The sequence below is a fragment of the Microcoleus sp. PH2017_24_DOB_U_A genome, assembly GCF_020738205.1.
GTDB lineage: Bacteria > Cyanobacteriota > Cyanobacteriia > Cyanobacteriales > Microcoleaceae > Microcoleus.
In genome coordinates this window covers 1-22317 of record NZ_JAEQCT010000062.1, presented here as the reverse complement: position 1 = coordinate 22317, position 22317 = coordinate 1, and the positions used below count along the sequence as shown (strand labels likewise).

The window sequence follows — 22317 nt, the reverse complement described above, 5'->3', positions numbered from 1 at the left end:
CTTCTTTATTGTCCCACCAATTACCTCGGAATGCCAGCATGATGATACCTCTCGATCCGATTATCAGCGCACTTACCAGCATCGCCAATCCTATAATTAAAGATAAGTTTCAGCGCAGCGAAACAGTCATCAAATTACTCAAAAAATTTAACCTCGACCCCGAACACCCGCTGCCGGATTTTAGCAGCGTTTACGCCTACACTTTGGTAGAATACGGCATCGGCAAACCCAAGCCAATTTTAGAACTATTCCGGGAATCAGAAATTAAACAAGCTTTTCGTCAAGCATTCGATCGCAATTCTCCGGCTATTTTTCTCACACAAGGAGAAGAATTTCTCGATACCTATGCTTTGGGAGATAAAATTAAAGATTTAGGGATTGACATTCGGCGCGAATTTGCTGCTTTTTCCGCAGTTTTTATCGCCGTCACCAAGCGCACCCGCAATCCCAAAGAAGCTTTGACGAATCATCAGATTGATTCAGTACACAAACAAATTGTAGCAGTTCAAGAAAGGATCGATCGACTCCCAACTTTAGAAGGAATTCGCACCGAAATGGCGCGATTGGCTGTTGAAAATACTCCGGCTTTACCAGCAGCAACAGAAACTGCGGCAAAATCCCAAGGATTTGCCTTGGCGCAGCAGATGCGCGGTTGGTTTGAAATATTGGGCTACGATTTTGAGCCGTATCAAGTTTGGGAAGATAACTATTTTGAATGGATTATTCGGATTCCGGTGAGACGAGGCAGGTTCGATCGCATTTTGATTCGCGGCATGGCGGGAGAAGCGGGAATTCAAGATGTCGGGGCGCTGAGACAGTCGGTAGAAAAGCAAAAAACCGATGAAGGTTGGCTGGTGACGGCGCGCCGGATTTCCAAAGCAGCCCGCAAGGAAGTTGACAAACCAGAAAATCGCCATCTCGATTGTTATACTTTTGATGAATTGATTGATGTGGATGCGGATTTTAGCGGCTATATCGACTGGTTGGAAAATGAAGTTAAGCGCAGGCAAATCGATGGCAAATACGTGCCTCTCGGTTGTACGAAAGCTGAGTTCGATGGCGCTAACAAGCGACAAATTGATGCCAGTTATTACGGCGAAGAGGACGGCTGGATTGACGGTTATATCGACGTGTGGATGGACGATCCGACGAAAGAACATATTTCGATTTTGGGCGAATTCGGGACGGGGAAAACTTGGTTTGCTTTTCACTATGCTTGGACGGCTTTGCAGCGCTACCAACTGGCAAAGGAAAGAGGAACTCAACGGCCTCGGTTGCCTTTAATTATCACTTTGCGCGACTATGCAAAAGCTTTGAATGTTGAGAATGTTTTGGCTGGTTTCTTCTTTACTCAGCACAATATCCGCCTCAATAGTGAGGTGTTCGATCAACTGAATCGGATGGGGAAGTTGCTGTTGATTTTTGACGGATTTGATGAAATGGCCGCGAAGTGCGATCGACAACAAACAATTAACAACTTCTGGGAACTAGCAAAGGTGATTGTTCCCGGTGCGAAAGTAATCTTAACCTGCCGGACAGAACACTTTCCAGAAGCCAAAGAAGGACGCGCTTTATTGAATGCGGAATTAAAAGCTTCGACTGCCAATCTCAGCGGAGAAACACCGCAGTTTGAAGTATTGGAATTAGCAGCATTCGACGACGAGCAAATTCGTCAAGTATTGTCTCACCAAGCCGATGCCGAAACTGTGGCACAGGTGATGAACAATCCGCAGTTATTGGATTTAGCACGGCGGCCGGTGATGGCGGAATTGATATTAGAATCATTGCCGGATATTCAAGCAGGTAAACCCGTGGATATGTCGCGGGTTTACCTGTATGCGGTGCGGCGGAAGATGGAACGGGATATTAAGGCAGAAAGGACGTTTACATCGCTGGCAGATAAACTATTTTTCCTGTGCGAACTGTCCTGGGAAATGCTGTCAACAGACCAGATGAGTTTGAATTATCGGCTGTTTCCTGACAGAATTCGCCGCTTGTTTGGTGCTGCGGTGCAAGCAGAAAAGGATTTAGACCACTGGCATTACGACATGATGGGTCAAACCATGTTAATTCGCAATGCTGAGGGCGATTATTCTCCGGCACACAGGTCGCTTTTGGAGTTTTTTGTAGCCTATAAGTTGGCGGCTGAGTTGGGGGTTTTGCCCGCTGATTTTGCGGAGTTGTCCCAGGCACAATTGTATTTGGATAATTCTGTTGAGTCGGTGAATTATACTTGGTCGGGGTATTTTAGCCGTCAGGTGGATAATGCGGGTGAGATTGTGCCGATTCCGGCTTTGAAGGGTTTTGTGAGTGAAAGTTTGGTGCAACTTCTCAATAGTTTTGGGCGGGAAACTTTGACGAAAGCGGTGATGGATTTGTTGGTGCCGATGCTGGCAAAAATCGAGTTTGTGGGTGAGGTTAAGTTGAGACTTTTGGAAATTTTGGAGGCGACGAAAGGTAAAACTGAGGCGGAAGTTGGTTATATTGGTGGGAATGCGGCGACGGTATTAGTGAAAGTTGATAATGTTGCTTTGGAAGGGAGAGATTTATCGGGGGCTGTGATTAAAGGTGCTGATTTTTCTAATGCTAGTTTGCGGCGTGTCAATTTTGCTGGAGCGAATTTGAGTGATTGTGATTTTATTAAAGTTTTTGGCATAGTCTTTGCAGTAGCATTTAGTCCTGATGGCAAACTGTTAGCTATAGGTGGTACAGATGGCGTAGTTCGTTGTTGGGATGTTGCTAGTAGAAAAGAACTTTTGACCTGTAAAGGTCACAGCAGTTTGGTTCGTTCAGTCGCATTTAGTCCAAATGGTGAAATCCTAGCTAGCGGAAGTAATGACCGAACTGTAAAGTTGTGGGATTACCGCACAGGTGAATGCCTCCAAACTTGTCAAGGTCACAGCGATTTAGTCATCTCAGTTGCATTTAGTCCAGACGGTCAAATCTTGGCTAGCGGAAGTAATGACAAAACTATCAAGTTGTGGGATTGCCATAGCGGTCAAAGCCTCCAGACTTGGCAATATCACAACGATTGGGTACTTTCAGTTGCATTTAGTCCAGATGGTCAAACTCTAGCTAGCGGAAGTAGTGACAAAACTATCAAGTTGTGGGATTGCTACACAGGTGAATGTTTTCAAACTTGGCAAGGTCACAACGATTGGGTAAATTCGGTTGCATTTAGTCCAGATGGTCAAACTCTGGCTAGCGGAAGTAGTGATAGAACTGTCAAGTTATGGGATTGCTACACAGGTGAATGTTTTCAAACTTGGCAAGGTCACAACGATTGGGTAAATTCGGTTGCATTTAGTCCAGATGGTCAAACTTTGGCTAGCGGAAGTGATGATCGAACTATAAAATTATGGGATTGCCACAGCGGTGAATGCCTACAGACTTGGCAAAGTCACAGCGATTTTGTGCGTTCAGTTGCATTTAGTCCAGACGGTCAAATCCTAGCTGGTGGTAGCGGTGACAGAACTGTCAAGTTGTGGGATTGCTACACAGGTGAATGTTTTCAAACTTGGCAAGGTCACAGCGATTGGGTACGTTCAGTCGCATTTAGTCCAGACGGTAAAATCTTGGCCAGTGGCAGTAATGACAAAACTATAAAGTTATGGGATTGTCACAGCGGTGAATGTCTCCAAACTTGGCAAGGTCATAGTCATTGGATAAACTCAGTTGCATTTAGTCCAGACGGTAAAATCTTGGCTAGTGGCAGTAGTGACAAAACTATAAAGTTGTGGGATTGCCACAGCGGTAAATGCCTCCAAACTTGGCAAGGTCACAACAATAGGGTACGTTCAGTCGCATTTAGTCCAGACGGTAAAATCTTGGCTAGTGGCAGTAGTGACAAAACTATAAAGTTGTGGGATTGTCACAGCGGTGAATGTCTCCAAACTTGGCAAGGTCACAACAATAGGGTACGTTCAGTCGCATTTAGTCCAGACGGTAAAATCTTGGCTAGTGGCAGTGGTGATCGAACTATAAAGTTATGGGATTGCCAAAGCGGTGAATGCCTCCAAACTTGCCAAGGTCATAGCAATTTGGTAATCTCAGTTGCATTTAGTCCAGATGGTCAAATCTTGGCTAGTGGCAGTGGTGATCGAACTATAAAGTTATGGGATTGCCACAGCGGTGAATGCCTCCAAACTTGCCAAGGTCACAGCAATTTGGTTCGTTCAGTTGCATTTAGTCCAGACGGTAAAATCTTGGCTAGTGGCAGTGGCGATCGAACTGTAAAATTGTGGGATTGCCACAGTGGTAAATGCCTCCAAACTTTTCAAGGTCACAGCGATATTGTAAGTTCAGTCGCATTTAATCCCGACGGTAAAATTCTGATTAGCAGTAGTGGTGATGGCACAATTAAGTTTTGGGATGTCAAGACTGGTGAGTGCCTCAAAACGCTGATAGCTGAAAGACCTTATGAGAGTATGAATATCACGGGCGTTACGGGTTTGACGGATGCTGAAAAAGCGACGATCGCATCTTTAGGGGCTGTGTGCGATCCAGATTTGTAGAGATGCAATAATAAGGGCGATTCCCTACGGGATAGCTTCGCTTCACGGGCTTATTTGTTGGGTGGGGGCGGGTTTCATAGATTGATAGTTTCGATCGGATATCTTGGCGAACCCGCCCCTACAATAATTGTGAATTTACCGAACATTTTATGATGTTAAATTCGGGCGATTGAACCAATTTTTATCTGATTTTCGTAGGGGCGGGTTCGCCAAGGTTTACGATACAATACGATTGATTTCATAAACCCGCCCCGGCAGATTTTGGAGGGCGATCAAATTTAAAGAAACCGGGTTTTTCGGAGATTTAAGGCTGCGATGGGGATTTTGCCAAAAACCCGGTTTCTACCTAATTTCATCAACCTGTTCTGGTATAATATTAAGGGCGATCGCACTTATTGGCGATCGAATTCAGTCGGATCGGGCATAATATTGCGATCGCACAATTCTGCCTCAATAGTTGGGTTTCGACGCCTTAACAAACATTTGCCCGCCCAAAAAACGCCATAAAAAAGGCAATTTCAGGTAAACCTTTAACAACAACGGCGAAGCCGGCCGCCCTTTCGTCGAAAACGGTAAAAATCTCGGTATCATCACATCAACTTTAAACCCGACAGTTTGTAAAAGCTCTTGCAGCGATAAATGCGTAATCGGTAATTGATGATCGATAAAATCGTAGTATTCCTTGTAAGAGTATTTGAAGTTTGGCTGAATTACCAAAAGAGAACCGCTAGGCTTCAGCGCATCAAAGCAAAATGAGATGATTTCTACAAGTTCCTCTTTGTTGCGGAGGTGTTCAAAGAAGTTCGAGATGAAAATGCGATCGAAGTGTTCGGTAAAAGAAGTATGATTATCTAAATTAAGCACATCAATATTCAGCACCTTGACATCAGCATCAGCAAATAATTTGGAATCGGGATTCAGGTCAATTAAACATTTTTCGCCCGCCCGAATTTGATTGATAAACTCGCAGTAACCGCCGCCAATATCTAAAACTGCCGATTCTGGAGGAACATAATCTTGTAAAAATTCGTCAATTAAAACTTTCCAAAGTGCCACCTTGGCTTGCATCTGTCGGGAATCAAATCGGTTTGCATACAATTTTTTGAGATATGTGTCAGTTTTCATAGTAAGATAGCATAGACTGAGTATAAGTTTATCACGCGATACAGCCAACTATGAATGTTATATCTACAGAAATACCGGATGTTCTGATAATTGAGCCTAAAATTTTCGGAGACGATCGCGGTTTCTTTTTTGAGAGTTTCAATCACCAAGCTTTTGTCGAAAAAACAGGCGTGACGGCAGATTTTGTGCAAGACAATCATTCCAAGTCTTCTAAAAATGTGCTGCGCGGTTTGCACTACCAAATGCAGCAGCCTCAAGGTAAATTGCTGCGGGTTGTGGCGGGCGAAATATATGATGTGGCGGTGGATATTAGAAAAAGTTCGCCGACTTTCGGACAATGGGTGGGCTGTTTGATTAGTGCAGAAAATAAGCGGCAATTTTGGGTGCCGGCGGGTTTTGCTCACGGTTTTTTAGTAGTATCAGACATTGCTGAGGTTTTGTACAAAACTACAGACTACTATGCACCGGGACACGAGCGGTGTATTGTATGGAATGATCCTGATTTGGCGATCGCCTGGCCGCTAGATGGTGCCGAACCAATTTTATCACCTAAAGACAAAGCCGGACAAACATTGAAAAGAGCTCAAGTGTTTTAGATAATGAAAATTTTACTCGCAGGCGGTAGCGGACAGCTAGCTCAAGAATTACAGCCCATACTATTATCTGTGGGAGAGGTCATTTCAGTCGATCGCACTTCCGTCGATTTATCCCAACCCGAAACCATCCGTCAAGCAATGGCTGACATTCAACCGGATGTAGTAGTGAATGCCGGCGCTTACACTGCGGTGGACAAAGCCGAAACCGAAGCAGACTTAGCCCACGCAGTCAACGGTATCGCACCCGGAATCTTCGCCGAAGAATGTGAGAAACTGGGAGCAAGTTTAATCCACTTTTCCACTGATTACGTATTTGATGGTAGCAGCGGTTCTGCCTATCTCGAAACAGATTCTACAAACCCATTGGGAATTTACGGGAAGTCCAAATTAGCAGGCGAGGAAGCAATTAGAAAAGCGGGAAACCGACATATTATTATTAGAACCGCCTGGGTTTACGGTAACGGCGGCAAAGGCAACTTTGTCAAAACCATGCTGAGATTGGGCAAAGATAGGGAAGAACTTCGGGTAGTAGCAGATCAGATTGGAAGTCCAACTTCGACGGCAGATTTGGGGGCTGCAACTGCCCAAATCATCCCTCTGCTTGGGCTAGAAAGTTTTGGGACTTACCAGTATACTAACAGCGGTGTGTGTAGTTGGTACGATTTTGCGATCGCCATTTTTGAAGAAGCAGAGAAACTCGGCTTTCCCCTCAAAATTAAGCGCGTAATTCCCATCACCACCGCCGAATATCCCACACCCGCAAAACGTCCCGCTTTTTCTGTACTTTCCACAGTAAAAATATCAGCACTTCTGGGAACCTATCCTCCCCACTGGCGGCAAGGGCTCAGACAAATGCTGGTTAAACAGTTGACAGTTGACAGTTGACAGTTGACAGATGTGCGAGTGACAGATGCCCGAAGTTTTTAAGACGGGATTTAAACCCCGCCTTAAAAACAATTTGCCTTCTAGGTAGGGGCTAACAACCATTAAATAAGTGAAATAAATAATTGAGTAAATCTTTAAAAATATCTATCTCCGAATTCATGAAAATCAAGAACCAATATGTTTTAATTATCACCTCAGTTATCGGCATTCTCATACCAGCGTCATATATTTTGTACTTGATATCCCAAGCGGGAGACTTGTCTAATTTTGATTATTGGTGGATGACTTGGAATTTTTATTCAGTAGACGGTTTCTCTACAAATCCTTTTAATTGGATATTTCGGGCGAATGAGCATTTTGTCTTGATTCCGGCGATTATCTATGGCTTGAATATTATTATCACCCAAGGTTCAAATATTGGTTTATGTTTGATTGCTTGGTTTTTGGCTTGGATTCAGTGCTATGTCTTGATTGCTTTACTACCTTTAAGATTAAGGAATTTTCCACTACAATTTATCTCAGTCATCCTGTGTATTTCTATTTTTAATTTTACTCCGGCGGCGGCACACAACTGGATGCGGGGATTCAGTGGCGTCCACTGGATTATTGCTAATTTATTTGTAATTTGTTCGATATTTTGTTTGCAATCCTATGTTAATTTATTATTAAATAGCAGAGAAGCACAACCTTTAGGTATTCATTCTCCGGCAAAGATTGGGAATGAGGGATGGCAACAAAACAAGTGGGTAATTGGTAGTATTGTTTTTGGGATTTTAGGTTGTATTAGTTACAGCACTCCTTTAGGTTTGTGGCCGATATTGTGTGGGGCTGCGATTGTGCTTCGGTTTCCTCGGCGGATAACTTATTTGTATTTTGCTGCTTCGATTGCGGTGATTGGTATTTATTTCTTAACTTACAAAACTCCGTCCAATCATCCTTCTTTAACTAAAATCAATCCGCTGAAAACTCTCGAATATATTCCGATTTATCTCGGGGGTATTTTTACCGAAAACATTATTGTTGCGTCAATTATTGGTATAATTGGTTTGATTGCTGTAACGGGTTTTGTGGGTTATTGGCTATTGGTAAAAAAGTCTGTGCAGCTTGGCTATCCTGTAGGAAATCGCCAAAATTGGCTGCCTTGGCTGTCCATCCAATTGTACACCCTGCAAACGGCTTTAATGGCCGCAGTTAGTCGATCGGGATTTGGAGTCGAACAGGCTACCGCTTCCCGCTACGCCACACTCCCAGCCTTGTTTTGGATGAGTACAATTATCCTCATAGTGCTTGCGGTGCGCGAGTTGCAGCCGAAACCGAGAATCCAAGGACGATGGCTGACACCGCTGTTTGCAGTCGTGACAGCCGCCGTGATTTTAATGTACGGGGTGGGCGGCGAAACTGCAATGGCGATCGCCCGCAGAGCAACCTATCAACCGCTAGTAGCACTATCATTGCAATTAGGCATCACCGACATCACCCTAATTAAAGAGAGAGTAGGAAACAAACCCGCCGCATTTGTCGGGTTAATCGATGCCTTAAAAACTAACAACTTAGTACCATTCAATCGAGACATCAAAAAATACAACTTTTGTGCAGCATTAGACACAAAAATCGACCCGAATTTACTCTCAGCCCCCAAAGACGGAGTACCCGGATATTTTGATACAATCACCAAACTCGCACCAGCCGCCGCCAGAGTAATTGGTTGGGTAGGAGATCCCGAAAATCATGTAAAATGTATTGTCATTCTCAACCAAGAAAATGTAGTTCGAGGTTTCGCTATGTCAGGATTTCCCCGCCCCGACTTAGTTAACTTATTTGGGGTAGCCTACGAATCCGCAGCTTGGAGAGGATACATTCAAACATCGCCAACCGATAAATTATTGACAGCCTATGCTTCATTCAAAAACCGCGAAGGTTGGGTAGCTTTGCGAAACTCCCAAGCGATAGACATCTTGCAAAAATAATTGGGACGATGCTCAAAGCCCATCCCACAATAAAACAAAAAATTGTGGGATGGGCTTCTAGCCCGTCCCCCAAAAATGATTAAAAGGACTTTTGCAATCTTCTCTAATCAATAACACTTACAAAAATCAGCTATGCAAAAAGATCTCAGCTTTGTAATTCCCGTTCACAATGAAGAAGCAACACTGAAATTACTGTTTGAAAAAATTACCATCGTCATGTCCCAAACAGGAATCGCAAGTTACGAAGTTATTTTCATAGACGATGGTAGCCGCGATGCTTCTTGGCGAGAAATTGTCGATTTAGCTGTTCAATTTCCCCAACGAATTAAAGCGATAAGAATGCGCCGCAACTTTGGCAAATCCTCCGCACTTTCAGCAGGATTTCGCAATGCAGCAGGGAAAATTATCTTTACTCTCGATGCAGATTTACAGGATGATCCCGCCGAAATTCCCAAATTTTTAGATCATTTAGAATTGGGATTTGATTTAGTTTCCGGTTGGCGAAGAAAGCGCAACGACCCGCTTTCTAAAACTTTACCTTCCCGCTTGTTTAATACAGTTGCGTGTTTGCTGACTGGGGTGCAAATGCACGACATGAATTGCGGTTTCAAGGCTTATCGCCGGGAGGTTTTGCATTCGATTAAATTGTACGGGGAATTGCACCGCTATATTCCAGCATTAGCAAATAATTTAGGTTTTAAAATTGGCGAAGTAGTTGTCGAACACCATCCGCGCAAACATGGCAAATCCAATTATGGCTGGGAACGCTACGCGCGGGGATTTATTGATTTGTTGACGGTGTTGGCGACGACGCAATATTTGCACAAACCGGGTCATTTGTTTGGCGGATTGGGGTTGTGTTTTGGCTTGGTGGGAACTTTTTCGCTGAGTTATTTGATTGTGATTTGGTTTCTGAATTTAGCCGGGATGCACTTTGGGCCGATCGGGAATCGACCTTTGCTATTTTTTGGGATTTTGTGTACAATTCTGTCGGTGCAGTTGATTTCTTTGGGGATTTTGGCTGAGTTGATTGCGCGGAATGTGGCTGCTGATTATGTGGATAAGCAGATTTGCGAAATTATTGATGATTCGGGTTTTGATATTTAACTGTTGATAAGATTCGGCGGTTGAAACCGCTTCTATACAAACAAAGTCGGCGCAACGCCCGACTAAATGAACTGGTAACGAGTAAAATTCTCTCTCTTTTTCTTCAGTCTCGCGTTGCGCGGACTTTGTTTGTATAGCCGCGAATTCTATTCGCCGGGAAATTGCGGTTGAAACACATTTGATATTATCGGATTTTAAAGATTATCCATTTACCTTGTTTATCTACTATTTCTCCTTCAATGTTTGGATGCCAATCGCTGCGAGTCAGGATATAATCGGCATGATATTTTTGGGCTACTTTGACTAAATCTGTACTGCTGCGACGGCTGAATAAGTCGTTCCCTCCCCAAATCATTTGCGGATTTAAGGGAACTCCTAAAACGGCTTCCATGCGATTTTGCCACTCTTTGATTCCTGTTTCTGTCAAGGGAAAGTTCTTAAAATTAACTACTATAGCTCGCTGAGAGTAAAACTGGAAGCTGGTAACTGAAGGTGGAATTAATATGAGTGCATCTTGATTGCTAATTTGCGAAAAGTGTAAAGCTAATCTGTTTAAGTCGTCGCTGGGAACTACATTAATATTAACTCTTTTTTGAAATATTTCTAACATTGGCTTTGGTAAAATCCCTCCTACTCCAAAAACTAAGATGGCGGTAGTTGCCAAAGCTAAAATATGGGTTACTATTTGTGTGAGTGGTGTAGATATAGATGTTTGTTCTAAAATGAAAGGCAAGGCAAGAATTGAAAAGAGGATAGGTATGCTAATTAGGCGATTGCCGATTATTTCCCACGAATCAGTCACCGGATATATCAAACTAACAATTAACGTTACTGCTGTAAAAATCCACAGCAATATATTGTATCTCTTGGGAAATACGTAATTTCTGGTTTGCCAAACTGATAATCCGAGGAAAATTACACCTCGAAAAGGCAAAGTCAGTACAGATAGCAGCAACAAGCTAACAGCTATTTTTTTATTTGTGTAAAGCTTCTCGATGGTTAAACTAACAGCAATAAATATAATTAACTGAGCAAATGGAACGGTTCTCGCCAATTGCAGTTTGGCGATTAAAGCCAGCGGGTAAACTTCTACAAATACGTAGTTTAGGAACAGCGCGAAAATTGACGTGCTAACAATTATGTAAAAATTAATCTTGTCTTCTTTTTGGAGTAAGTCGGTATTTTTGATGCACAGCAAGCCGCCACTGATGAAACATATAAAGTTGAACCAATTCCCAATAGTCCAATTTGAGGGGAGGATGTGGTGAGGATTGCGGACTTTGGCGTGGATGAATACAAACTCGGCATTGTCGATGGTTTGAGTGCCGGTAGTACCTGCCAATAACATGGGTACGTACACTATACTTGACATTGCTGCTAAAAGTGCGATCGCCCAAATCAACGTTTTGAACTTTCGCTCTCTTACAGATTTTATCAGTAAAACCGGAACCATCATCAATCCCGGCAGCAAACCCACTAAAAATTGCAGCAGACAAGCCAGTCCAAAAAAGAAATATCCAGTCAACCATTTCTGACGCAAACTAAAATAAATTCCCCAGATTGCGACACCCATTGCGAAGGTACTCGGTACTGATTTTGTGGAAAATATCAGCGTGTTTCCCACATCTGTAAATGATGCGGCTAAACACAAGAAACTCATTGCTGCTACTGGCAGTTGTGAATTAGTATATATTCTGATAATTGCCCGACAAGCTAGGATAACTGAACTAAAGGCTAGGAATTGATAAATAAAATGTACTAAGGGGATGCTTAACCCTAGGCTTGCTAACAAATAAATGATATGATAATAATAGTATCTCGGATTTAATTTAACCATTTCCTGAACGTGATAGTCATTTTTGTAGAGTTCAGGATTGAGCAGCGATTGGATTTGTGGCAATTCGGGAAAGTTGCCTCCTATCGGGAACTTATACCCTACTGCTATGAATGAAGCGATGATGATAACAGTATAGAGAGATAGATTAAAATTCCTGTTTGATTTTTCAGTTTTCTGCATTGACGGTTCATTTTTTTTGAGCTGATATTAAATATATTTGTGAAGGGGCTTTTTTGTGAGCCGCAGAGGCGCAGAGGATTCAGAGGAGGAAAAAGAGCGAAAGCAGGATCGAATTTATATCTATAGTTTTTGTAGGATGGCTTAACGAGTATCTGTAATATAAACCAATACTGTTCAGTTAAACAAGCAATTGCTCCGCGCGCACATCAGTTAATCGAGAAGCGTCATAGTCTCTGCGATTGCTTCGCTCGCTCGCAATGACATCCTTTGCTAACTTAACCAGTATCTGTAATATAAGGTAGAGATTTAATAAGTCTGCCCCGGCCGGAATATTGCCAATGAAATACTGGATATGATATCACGGACTGGGGATCTCGCTATTTCGGGTTTTTCTACAAAGGCAGGTACTGAACGCAGTTAGCTAAATCTTCAGGTTCGTTAACCTTAGCGATGATTTCCAAGTCACGAATCGAATCGCCAACAGTTACACTTTGTTGGTGAGCGTAGATGACGCCAGCAAAATTTATTCCTTCTTGCTGGCGACGGTTTGCTATGGCTAAAAAATCCTCATCTTGGGTAAAAACAACGCGCTGAAGCTCGGCTGCGCGATCGAGTATAATAGTGTCGGGCATACCTGTTCTACCGTCGTCTTGAACCGTCAGAACATCTACATCCCGAAACTGCAATCCCACCGTAATTGCCAAGTGGATATGTTCGTCCATATATAGCGCTATGCTCATTTAATTAGTCCCTGGGCACGCAGTTTCTTAGCCAAAGCAGATTCGCCAGCCTCTAATCGCAACTTTTCGGCATACTCAAACCTGCGCTGCATATCTGCATCAAGCTCTTGTTTGTGATCCCAATAATAAGCAAAAGCAGAATGAATTTGGCTCATTGTCAAATAGCGGTGGTTGAGGTGCAACTCCGCTGGACTCCACCCGTAAGCGATATGAGCTTGTACTAATTCAATCACTTTCATTGTGGTTCCGGCGATGAGAGGAACGTTCTTCTCATCTAATTCCACATATTTGTATTCGGTTGCAGTTAGCGGCATAATTTACCTCGTTAATGAATGCAATTTAATTATACTCAAAGGACTTTAGTCCTTTGAGATGAGGACTAAAGTCCTCACTACAAACACGCAACTGCACATCACATAATATCAAAACAAAACCCGCAACAGCGGGCTTTCCAGGATTTTCTCGGACAGGGATTTCCTATGTTAAACCACTGGTTTCAACCAGTGGATTAATCCTAATAACCAGGCTCTTCCTCGTACTCAGGAGTCTTAGTCTTCTCAGGGATATTCACCCGAGGAGCCTGGTAAGGCTTCGATGCTTCATCGTCAGCCCAAGCATCCGCCTCCACATCATCCTCGTACTCGTACTCCACCACGACAGGCTCCTTCGGGCGAGAAACCTGAGGGCTGTACTGCTTCTCTTCGTACTCGTCTTCCTCGTAATCGTCCTCGCCGCCCCAATTATCCTCTTCATACTCATCATAATCGTCTATCTGCTGAGGCTGCGGCATCGCGCGCATCTGCTGCTGTCGTACCGGTGGGCGATTCCACTGGGAATCCTCATCCCAAGGAACCTCTTCTACCACGGGTGCTGCTACTCGGCTTCGCATTTCTGGTGCAGGAATCCGCACGCCGGGGCCCAATTGATTTCCCGGAGCCACAGGTTTGGGATAATAGCCTTGTTCCTCCTCGTCGCGTTCCCAAGGTGCTTGTCCCAAACCGACGCGCTCTAGCAAACCCACGCTAAGCTGCCTCAGCCTTTCCTCGGAACCTTCAAACACAATCAAGCGGTTGGGGCCGCTGCTGACAATTTCTTCAATCCCCAACTCGTAGGTACTGAGAACTTGGTCGGGGATTTGGGGGATTCCGAGGGAAGCGATGACGATAGAAACTAACTTACCGTCTTCCGGGTCGAATCTAAAGCCCCGCACCCTTCCCAAAAGTTCGCCGGTTTCGGTAATCACTTCGCTGTTAATCAAAATGCTGTAGACTTCAACATCAACATCATCTTCGATCGCACTTTCATCTTCCACCAACAGCACGTCGCCAATTTCGCTGACATTACTGAGGAACATAAACTTTGGTAGTCCAGCGATCGCAAATATATTATCACGCAGACCGATCGCCACAACTTCCCGGCGATCGATGTCTACCCACAATTGACTAACTACACCCAGGCGTTTACCTCTGTCGCGGGTGATGACTTGAGTGCCGAGAATATCGGAGCGTTGGCAGATTTGTTCTGATGTCATTCTAAGTTTAATCCTGATTTATTGAGTACATATATTACTGAACACGTTCATCACCAGACGCTCCGGGACTACAACTTCAGTCCTATGACTTGAGTATAAGCTCCCCGTGCTTGAGTAACACCAATTGTACGCTCAGCCGATTGAATCATAGGTCGCCGCAAACTCACAACAATAAACTGGGCTTGTTCAGACTGTCGTTTTATCATTCTAGCCAATCGCTCCACATTTGCCCCATCCAGAAACATATCCACTTCATCAAAAGCGTAGAACGTAGACGGGCGGTAGCGTTGCAGCGCAAAGATAAAACTCAGCGCCGTCAGCGACTTTTCGCCTCCCGACATGGAAGCCAGCCGCTGAACGGGTTTCCCCTTCGGGTGAGCGACCAAATTCAAACCGCTGCTGAAAGGGTCTTCCTGGTCATCTAGCTGAAGATACCCGTCACCTTCGGAAAGTTCCGCAAAGATAGTCTGGAAGTTCTCGTTAACCGCATCGAAAGCTTCTTTAAAAGCGCGCCGCCTGAGCGTGGTAAAATTTTCGATTCTCAACAAAAGTTCAGTGCGTTCTCCTGCCAATGTCGTCAATTTTTGACTCAATTCTTGCAGGCGTTCTTGAGTGCGGTTGTACTCTTCCAATGCTAGCATATTCACCGGTTCTAAAGCTTGAATGCGTTTGGCGATCGCCTTTACTTCTTGCTGCAATTCCGTCAAATTGGCTTTCTCTACATTTTCAGGAATCGACGGCACCGGATCGGGCATTTCCGCTCGCTGCGTTTCCATGAGAGTGCGGACGGCGGCTAATTGTTCCCGGCGTTCTTGCTGAGTTTCGTGCAGTTTTTGCAACTGCCATTGTAACTGTTGTTTTGCCAAATGTTGCTCTCGCAGTTGCGATTCCGCGCGATCGCGTTCTCCCTTCTCCAAACCCAATTTCTCCTCAATTTGGGCCAAAGCCGCCTTAGCTGCTGCAATCTGTGCGTCTAGTTCTAACTGCTGCGAAACAATCCGGTTTACAGCATCAGTTCCCGCATTTTGCTGCACTTGCCATTCCTGCAATTTCTCGCTGCCTTCCTTAATTTTCTCTTCCAAGCGCCCGAATTGATTTTGCAAGTCTCCTTGGCGCTGCTGGGCGTTTCTCAGAGCCAATTCGCGCTCTTGCAGTTGCGCTTCTTGAGCGCGCAAACCCGACTGCATTTGCTGCCATTCGCTGTGACTGTTCGACTCTTCCAACTGCGCCAAAGTTTGGCGGTACTGCTGCAATTGAGTTTCCTGTGCGGGCAATTCCCTCGCAAGCAACTGCAATCGCGATCGCGAATCAGTCAATTCCTGAGTATTTTTAGCAATTTGCGATCGCACTTGTTCTTGTTGCGCTTGCAAATTCTTTATTTCCGACTCCAACTGTTCCAAGCGCAACTGATGTTCGCGCAAATTCTGCTTCGCCTCCATCAATTCTTGACTGCGAGTTTTGACAGCAACAGCAGCGCGATCGATCGCAATTTTGCACCGTTCCAAAATCCGCTCAATTTCCTCAATACGTTCTTGCAAAGCAGCAATTGTCCGCGCTTCATCCCCAGCATCACTAGCATCAACCGTACCAAAATGCAAGGTAGATCTATTAGTAGAACTTCCCCCAGTCATCGCGCCGCTAGTTTCCAGAATTTCCCCATCCAAAGTGACAATCCGGTACTGTCCCAAATAGCGGCGGGCATCGGTAAGATTGCTAAACACCACCGTACTGCCAAAAACGTAAGCAAAAATCTCCTGATAGCGCGCATCGCACTCAATCAAATTCACAGCCGCATCCAGAAATCCAGCCGCCCGCCGCAAATTTTCATTCACCGAAAACCTGCCGCCTCTAATCTTATTTAAAGGCAAAAACGTCATCCTTCCCGCCCGTTTTTGCTTCAACAATTCGATCGCAGCAGCACCCACACTGTCATTTTCCACCACCATATTACCCATACGGCCGCCCGCCGCAATTTCCAGCGCCAACTGAAAGCGCGGTTCCACCCTGCCCAGTTGAGCCACCAAGCCACAAACTCCGCCAATTCCGCTTTGTGCGATAATTTTTGCAGTAAACGTGCCGCTCGCTTCTTGCTGGGCTTGAAACTGCACTTCTAGCTTATCTAACTTGCGCTGTCTTTCCCGCTGTTCTTCCAACAAACGAGTTTGAGTTTCCTGTTGCAATTGCAATTCTTGTTCGGCTGCGACTACAATCTGATTCAGCGATTCTACTTGCAAAGCAGCAACTTTTTGGGTTTCCCCAAGGCTTGATTGCTGATTTTTTTTTGCTGTAATTTCCTGTTCCAATACTTGCAGCGATTGGTTTTGTTCTTGAATTTGACTTTGCAGGCGATCGGCTCTTTCACCAATAGTAGCTTGTTCGGTGCGCTGCGGCTCCAAAGTTTGCTGAATTGTCTCGATTTGGCGGTGCAGTTCCGTTTGTTGCTGTACCCAAACTTCGGCCGTCGAGGCGATCGCATTTGCAACTTCCCGACTCCGATCTAAACTTTGCTGGGCTTCGTCGCGCTGTTCCTGAAAAGTGGCTATTTGAGACATCACATAGGATATTTCAATCTCAATTTGCTCCAAACTTTGCCGAAACTGCCGCACTTCTTCCTCAGTTTGTGCTATGTTCGCAGCCATTTGTCCAGCAGTTGTTTCCAAATCCTGTTTGCGGTTTTGGAGTTGCCGCCGTTCCGCTTCCTGAGTGGCAATACTTGCTTGCAAAGCCAACAATTCCGACTCACCCAAAGCTTTAACGCGAGCATTCAGCGCGTCAAGTTCAGCGGTTGCAGCTTGAATTTGGGTGGTAATGGCTTGCAATTGTTCGGTGAGAGATGTAGAATTGCGATCGCCCGTTTCGATTTGTTCGCGCAGTTTCCACTCTTGCTTTTGCAACTGACGGAACTTGAGAACAATTTCCCACTGCGACTTCTCTTGAAATTCCGCCCGCAACTTTTGATATTTTTCCGCTTTTGCGCGATCGTTCGCCAGTCTATCGCGCTGAGAAATCAGTTCTTTTTCCACAATCCCGCTGCGTTCTTCAACTTCCTTAACTTCATCCAACTTCTGCCGTGCGAGAGAGATTTTGCGATCGAATTGAGCCACACCTGCCAATTCATCAATAATTTCGCGGCGTTCCTTAGAATTCATCGAAATAATGCTAGTAACGTCTCCTTGCAAAACAACGTTATAACCTTCGGGATAAATTCGCAAACGGTTAAGTTGTTCGTGCAGTTGAGTCAGCGTGCAAGGTGCGCCATTAATGTAATAATTTGACGTATAAGTTCCTTGACGAGTGACTCGGAGTTTGCGCGTCACACTCCACTCATCCGATTTTGGATTTTGGATTTTGGATTTTCGATTTTTAGCGAGTAGTTGTCCGTTGTTTTCTTGACTGGTGGCGATTTCTATTTCTTCGACTTCTTCAACAGATAACTCATCCGATTTTGGATTTTGGATTTTGGATTTTGGATTGGATGATTGTCCGTTGTTGTCTTCAGTTTCTGGAATTTCGACTGCTTCTACGTCTTCTGCTTCAACAGACTCAACAGACAAATCATCCGCTGCCTTTTCTACCTCATCCTCATCCTCATCTTCATCCTGAGCGAACCATTCATCACCCACATCTTCCAGCGCAAAAGTAGCAGTCACGCTAGCCTCAATCGTACCGCGCTTATTTTGGGCGCTGTTCACCAAATCCGGCAAACGTTCAGCCCGCATTCCCTTAGAAGTCGAAAGTCCCAGACAAAACAGCAAAGCATCGAGGATATTGGACTTCCCTGAACCGTTGGGCCCGGAAACCACAGTAAAACCAGGCAGCACGGGAATGGACGTTGTGCCGCCAAAAGATTTAAAGTTAGTTAGTTCGATCCGCTTAATGTGAACCATTTGCTAGCACTAACTTTGGCTCTAGGGTGTTGTCACAGGTTAGCACAGGCATTGGGGCGATCGACAACGTGCGAACTTCTCGGCATTGTCGATCGAGTTGACATCCTACACCTTTGTCGATCGTCCCATCGGCCCGTACTACAAAATAGCTTATTGAGAATAGCACCACATCTGCATCTCGATCGACAACCACAAACAAAAGTAAATCTTGATACAGATAACTCCATAGGACTTGATCGATATTATTCGTGCGATCGTAACCTGAAACCCTCACCCAGCCACAATGGGAGCAAGTATAATACCAGGAATTCTTAACATCCCCCCTGGACATATAAAAACTTTCCGGTAAAATCGAACCAAAATTAACTCAATTGGCGTAAGTCCCACGCTGTAATTGTACTCAATTCAGCATTGGGATATAAGCTAAGCAAGGTCTATGAAAAAAAAGCGACAATTTCCTCAAAAGTCTAAGATATAAGTGGTTGCGACCCACCCACTCGACTGCAAACAACAGGCTACAGTAGCAGTAAAATGCTTGGCCCCGGACAACTGCGAGAGAAAAGGGGAAAGAGCAGACCGCTGGTTGGTAAGGTACGTCCCACCATAAAATATAATCCAAGTTTGTTGTACGAAAATAGTTTTTTGCCTTGGGAAACAGGGCTTCTGCGTGGATTCCCTAGGTCGGGATAAAGGCCGTAAAAAGCCAGAGATGCTGTGTCAGACTTGGATCGTCTTCAGTGACGAATACCCAGAAATGGGTATACCCAACAGAGCAACGGCAAACGATACACGAAGCCCGAACTATAACGGTATTTCGTTTAGTTTGGGTATTTCACTAATGTATAAAGTAACGAAGCGCATTATGGAGGGCAAACCCATTACACCAGCTCAAAACTCATCTAACCTGTCCGCTTCACCAGAAAGCGACCAACAAGTATTACAAATTTGGGGTCGCCAGCCCCTGAAAGGACACGTCAAAATCAGCGGCGCCAAAAACTCGGCCTTAGTAGTCATGGCAGGAGCTCTACTATGCCCTGACGATTGCCACATCCGCAACGTTCCCGCATTGGTCGATGTCGCCCGCATGGGGCAAATTCTCTCGGCTGTAGGAGTCAAAGTACAGCAGAATGGCGATACTTTAGACATCAACGCCAGCAACCTCCTGGATGCTCAAGCCCCCTACGAATTAGTCAGCCAACTGCGGGCGAGCTTCTTCATCATCGGGCCCCTGCTAGCGCGTTTGGGATTTGCCAAAGTGCCATTACCAGGTGGTTGTGCCATCGGCGCCAGGCCCGTAGAACTCCACGTTCGGGGCCTGCAAGCCCTTGGTGCCGAAGTCCACATCGATCACGGTACTGTTAACGCTTACGTCAAAGGGCCGAACCGCCGCTTGAAAGGAGCCAAAATTTATTTGGACTACCCCAGCGTCGGCGCCACTGAAACTTTGATGATGGCGGCGACTTTAGCGGAAGGAGAAACCGTAATTGAAAACGCGGCTCAAGAACCGGAAGTCGTCGATTTGGCGAATTTCTGCCGTGCGATGGGAGCCAAAATTCAAGGCGCGGGCACAAATACGATCGTCATTTCGGGAGTTGAGAAACTCCACGCGGTAGACTATGCAATTATTCCCGATCGCATCGAAGCCGGAACATTTTTATTAGCAGGAGCCATCACTCACTCAGAAATCAGTTTGTCGTCGGTAATTCCCGACCACCTGACCGCAGTTATTGCCAAATTGCAGACAATGGGGGCGAAAATTATCGTAGAATCCGACATTGTGCGGATAGTTCCCGGCAAAATTCACACCGCCACAGACATCGAAACTCTGCCTTACCCGGGTTTCTCCACAGATATGCAAGCTCCGTTTATGGCTTTGCTGACGCTGAGCGAAGGAGACAGCTTGATCAAAGAAACCGTATTTGAGAACCGCTTGCGCCACGTAGCAGAACTCAACCGCATGGGCGCCGACATTCGCGTTAAAGGCAATGTCGCCGTAGTGCGCGGAGTCCCAATGCTGTCGGGTGCGCCCGTAGTCGCAACAGATTTGCGGGCTTCGGCGGCTTTGGTAATCGCGGGACTTGCAGCCGATGGTGTCACCACCATCAGCAGCTTGCAGCATTTAGATCGGGGCTACGAGCAGTTAGAGATGAAACTCCAAAAATTGGGAGCCAAGTTGCGACGAGTCAAAGAGGGCACAGACCCGGCGACGGCTGAGGCTCCTGTCAATCCCGTGCGATCGAGTTTAAACTGTTAGTTAGTAGTTAGTGGTTATTTGTTATTGGTTGTCGGTTATTTGCGGTGCCCGCTCGCTTAGTCGAAGGGTCGAAGAGTTATTATTTATTAGTTCTCATAACTAATAAATAATAAATAACAAATAACAAATAACAAATAACCACTGCCAACTGCCCAATGACCAACTGACTAAAATGTTAAACATCCCGCTCATCGGTTTAAAAGCAGACCAGTTTCGGCACCCGCTGGACTTGGAAGCCACCAACGCGCTCAAACAACTGCCCGGACTAGATTTGATGGTGCGGCAGTTGCTGGGACAACTTGGCGAACAGTTTTTCATGCTCGAAAATCTGGCTTCCAGCGTCCAAGTCGGCGAAAATCAATTACCGCACCTGCATCAATTGCTAGTGGATGCTTGCAAAACTCTGGATTTGGAAGTACCGCAGCTTTATGTCCGCCAGCATCCGATGCCCAATGCTTACACCTTTGCGATGCGGGGAAAACAGCCTTTTGTGGTGATGCACACTTCGCTGATTGATTTGCTCACCGACGAGGAAGTGAAAGCCGTAATCGCTCACGAGTTGGGACATTTGAAGTGCGAACACGGAGTTTATCTGACTCTGGCTAATTTAATTGTATTGGCCGCCGGTCAAATTTCGCCTTTGGGAACCGTATTCGCCCAGGGTTTGCAGACGCAAATGTTGGAATGGTTGCGCTGTGCAGAATTTACGTGCGATCGCGCCGCCTTACTCGCCACCCAAGACCCCAGAGTGGTAGCATCGGTGCTGATGAAACTGGCCGGAGGTTCGCCGACGTTAGCACCGAAACTGAATCTCGATGCGTTTTTGGCGCAAGCGCGGGCCTACGACGACCTCAGTAGCACGGAACTCGGGGAAATGCTCAAGCAAGCTCAAACGGCTCAGTTGTCCCATCCTGTACCAGTATTGCGCGCCAAAGAGATCGATCGCTGGGCAAGTTCAAAAAATTATGAATCTTTGCTTGCAGAAAGTCGATCGGCGTGTTATGATGGTGAAACCACCAAAAAGGGCGGGTGGCGAAATTGGTAGACGCATCAGACTCAAAATCTGACACCGAAAGGTATGAGAGTTCGATTCTCTCTCCGCCCATTGCTCAGACAGCTTATGGCTACGCCATTTAGGAATCTCACTCAATCTCTGGTTGATGATTTCCGCTCATTTTTCGCTCATCTCGTCTTTCAGTTTAACGAAAAAAAAGAGGCATAACCGCCCCTAATGTTAAGATTTATGACCCGCCCTTAACCGGACGGGTTTTGTTTTGCCTGCCCCCTATTCCGGCGCTGGCTAGCCAAGCTGGGAATAGAGGGAGAACAGGTACAAAAAACCGCCCGGTTAAGGGCGAATAAGGTTAGGGAGGGGGGTTAGATGTCAAGGTGTAATCAAGGACAGTAAATCATCTATCTGTAGCCCATAAATTTCACTTACAAGTGCTAACGTCTCGGGCGTAATTCCGATTCTTACTAAAGCTTTGAGCGCACCTTCTAGAGGCAATTGGCGATTCGTCATGCTGTCTATTGTCGCGATACGAGTATTAGTTGCCTGATGCTTTGCATACACGGATTCATTCATTGCGATTGAGTGACCAAGAAAATGGGATACAAGCCCCGTCCTTTTAGGACGGCTTTTCTTGATTTCTAATATACTCTTTCAATACTTCTAAGGGTGCGGCACCAACGGA

At 45.3% G+C, this 22317-nt stretch carries 14 protein-coding genes and 1 tRNA gene; 8 read left to right on the top strand and 7 right to left on the bottom strand.

The window, feature by feature from the left end; all coding sequences use genetic code 11:
• Positions 1-38: 38 nt before the first annotated feature.
• A complete protein-coding gene (locus JGK07_RS18465; protein WP_293242583.1) occupies positions 39-4514 on the top strand; it encodes a pentapeptide repeat-containing protein in 4476 nt (1491 codons plus the stop codon).
• 450 nt (positions 4515-4964) lie between these two features.
• On the opposite strand, the gene JGK07_RS18460 is transcribed toward JGK07_RS18465, so the two are convergent.
• Positions 4965-5639 (bottom strand): methyltransferase domain-containing protein, encoded by a 675-nt coding sequence (locus JGK07_RS18460; protein WP_293242580.1) that lies wholly within the window; start codon positions 5637-5639, stop codon positions 4965-4967.
• Positions 5640-5689: 50 nt separating this feature from the next.
• On the opposite strand from JGK07_RS18460, the gene rfbC reads away from it, so the two are divergent.
• From rfbC to JGK07_RS18440, 4 genes are all read left to right on the top strand, one after another.
• A complete protein-coding gene (gene rfbC, locus JGK07_RS18455) occupies positions 5690-6235 on the top strand; it encodes a dTDP-4-dehydrorhamnose 3,5-epimerase (RefSeq protein ID WP_293185959.1) in 546 nt (181 codons plus the stop codon).
• 3 nt (positions 6236-6238) lie between these two features.
• A complete protein-coding gene (rfbD, locus tag JGK07_RS18450; protein WP_293198747.1) occupies positions 6239-7120 on the top strand; it encodes a dTDP-4-dehydrorhamnose reductase in 882 nt (293 codons plus the stop codon).
• Between the two features lie 158 nt (positions 7121-7278).
• Positions 7279-9087, top strand: coding sequence for a hypothetical protein (locus tag JGK07_RS18445; protein WP_293198745.1), 1809 nt, complete (start codon positions 7279-7281; stop codon positions 9085-9087).
• Positions 9088-9219: 132 nt separating this feature from the next.
• On the top strand, positions 9220-10194 hold the full coding sequence (locus tag JGK07_RS18440) for a glycosyltransferase family 2 protein (protein WP_293198743.1): 975 nt from the start codon (positions 9220-9222) through the stop codon (positions 10192-10194).
• Positions 10195-10378: 184 nt separating this feature from the next.
• Here JGK07_RS18440 and JGK07_RS18435 read toward each other — a convergent pair whose 3' ends face one another.
• From JGK07_RS18435 to JGK07_RS18410, 6 genes are all read right to left on the bottom strand, one after another.
• Positions 10379-12211, bottom strand: a complete 1833-nt coding sequence (locus JGK07_RS18435; RefSeq protein ID WP_293226122.1) for a DUF6798 domain-containing protein — start codon at positions 12209-12211, stop codon at positions 10379-10381.
• A gap of 392 nt (positions 12212-12603) precedes the next feature.
• Complete coding sequence (locus JGK07_RS18430) at positions 12604-12951, bottom strand: DUF5615 family PIN-like protein (RefSeq protein WP_293157120.1); 348 nt, start codon at positions 12949-12951, stop codon at positions 12604-12606.
• On the bottom strand, positions 12948-13265 hold the full coding sequence (locus JGK07_RS18425; protein ID WP_293185968.1) for a DUF433 domain-containing protein: 318 nt from the start codon (positions 13263-13265) through the stop codon (positions 12948-12950). The genes JGK07_RS18430 and JGK07_RS18425 overlap by 4 nt, the downstream gene beginning before the upstream one ends.
• Before the next feature lie 200 nt (positions 13266-13465).
• A complete protein-coding gene (locus JGK07_RS18420; protein ID WP_293242577.1) occupies positions 13466-14482 on the bottom strand; it encodes a PRC-barrel domain-containing protein in 1017 nt (338 codons plus the stop codon).
• Between the two features lie 68 nt (positions 14483-14550).
• A complete protein-coding gene (gene smc / locus JGK07_RS18415) occupies positions 14551-18369 on the bottom strand; it encodes a chromosome segregation protein SMC (protein WP_293242574.1) in 3819 nt (1272 codons plus the stop codon).
• A complete protein-coding gene (locus JGK07_RS18410) occupies positions 18356-18700 on the bottom strand; it encodes a hypothetical protein (protein ID WP_293185971.1) in 345 nt (114 codons plus the stop codon). The genes smc and JGK07_RS18410 overlap by 14 nt, the downstream gene beginning before the upstream one ends.
• Before the next feature lie 507 nt (positions 18701-19207).
• Here JGK07_RS18410 and murA point away from each other — a divergent pair.
• From murA to JGK07_RS18395, 3 genes are all read left to right on the top strand, one after another.
• On the top strand, positions 19208-20623 hold the full coding sequence (murA, locus tag JGK07_RS18405; protein WP_293208277.1) for a UDP-N-acetylglucosamine 1-carboxyvinyltransferase: 1416 nt from the start codon (positions 19208-19210) through the stop codon (positions 20621-20623).
• A gap of 172 nt (positions 20624-20795) precedes the next feature.
• Positions 20796-21668, top strand: a complete 873-nt coding sequence (locus tag JGK07_RS18400; RefSeq protein ID WP_293213789.1) for a M48 family metallopeptidase — start codon at positions 20796-20798, stop codon at positions 21666-21668.
• A tRNA-Leu gene (locus tag JGK07_RS18395) sits at positions 21647-21728 on the top strand. Before JGK07_RS18400 ends, JGK07_RS18395 begins: the two co-directional genes overlap by 22 nt.
• The last annotated feature ends 589 nt before the right edge of the window (positions 21729-22317 follow it).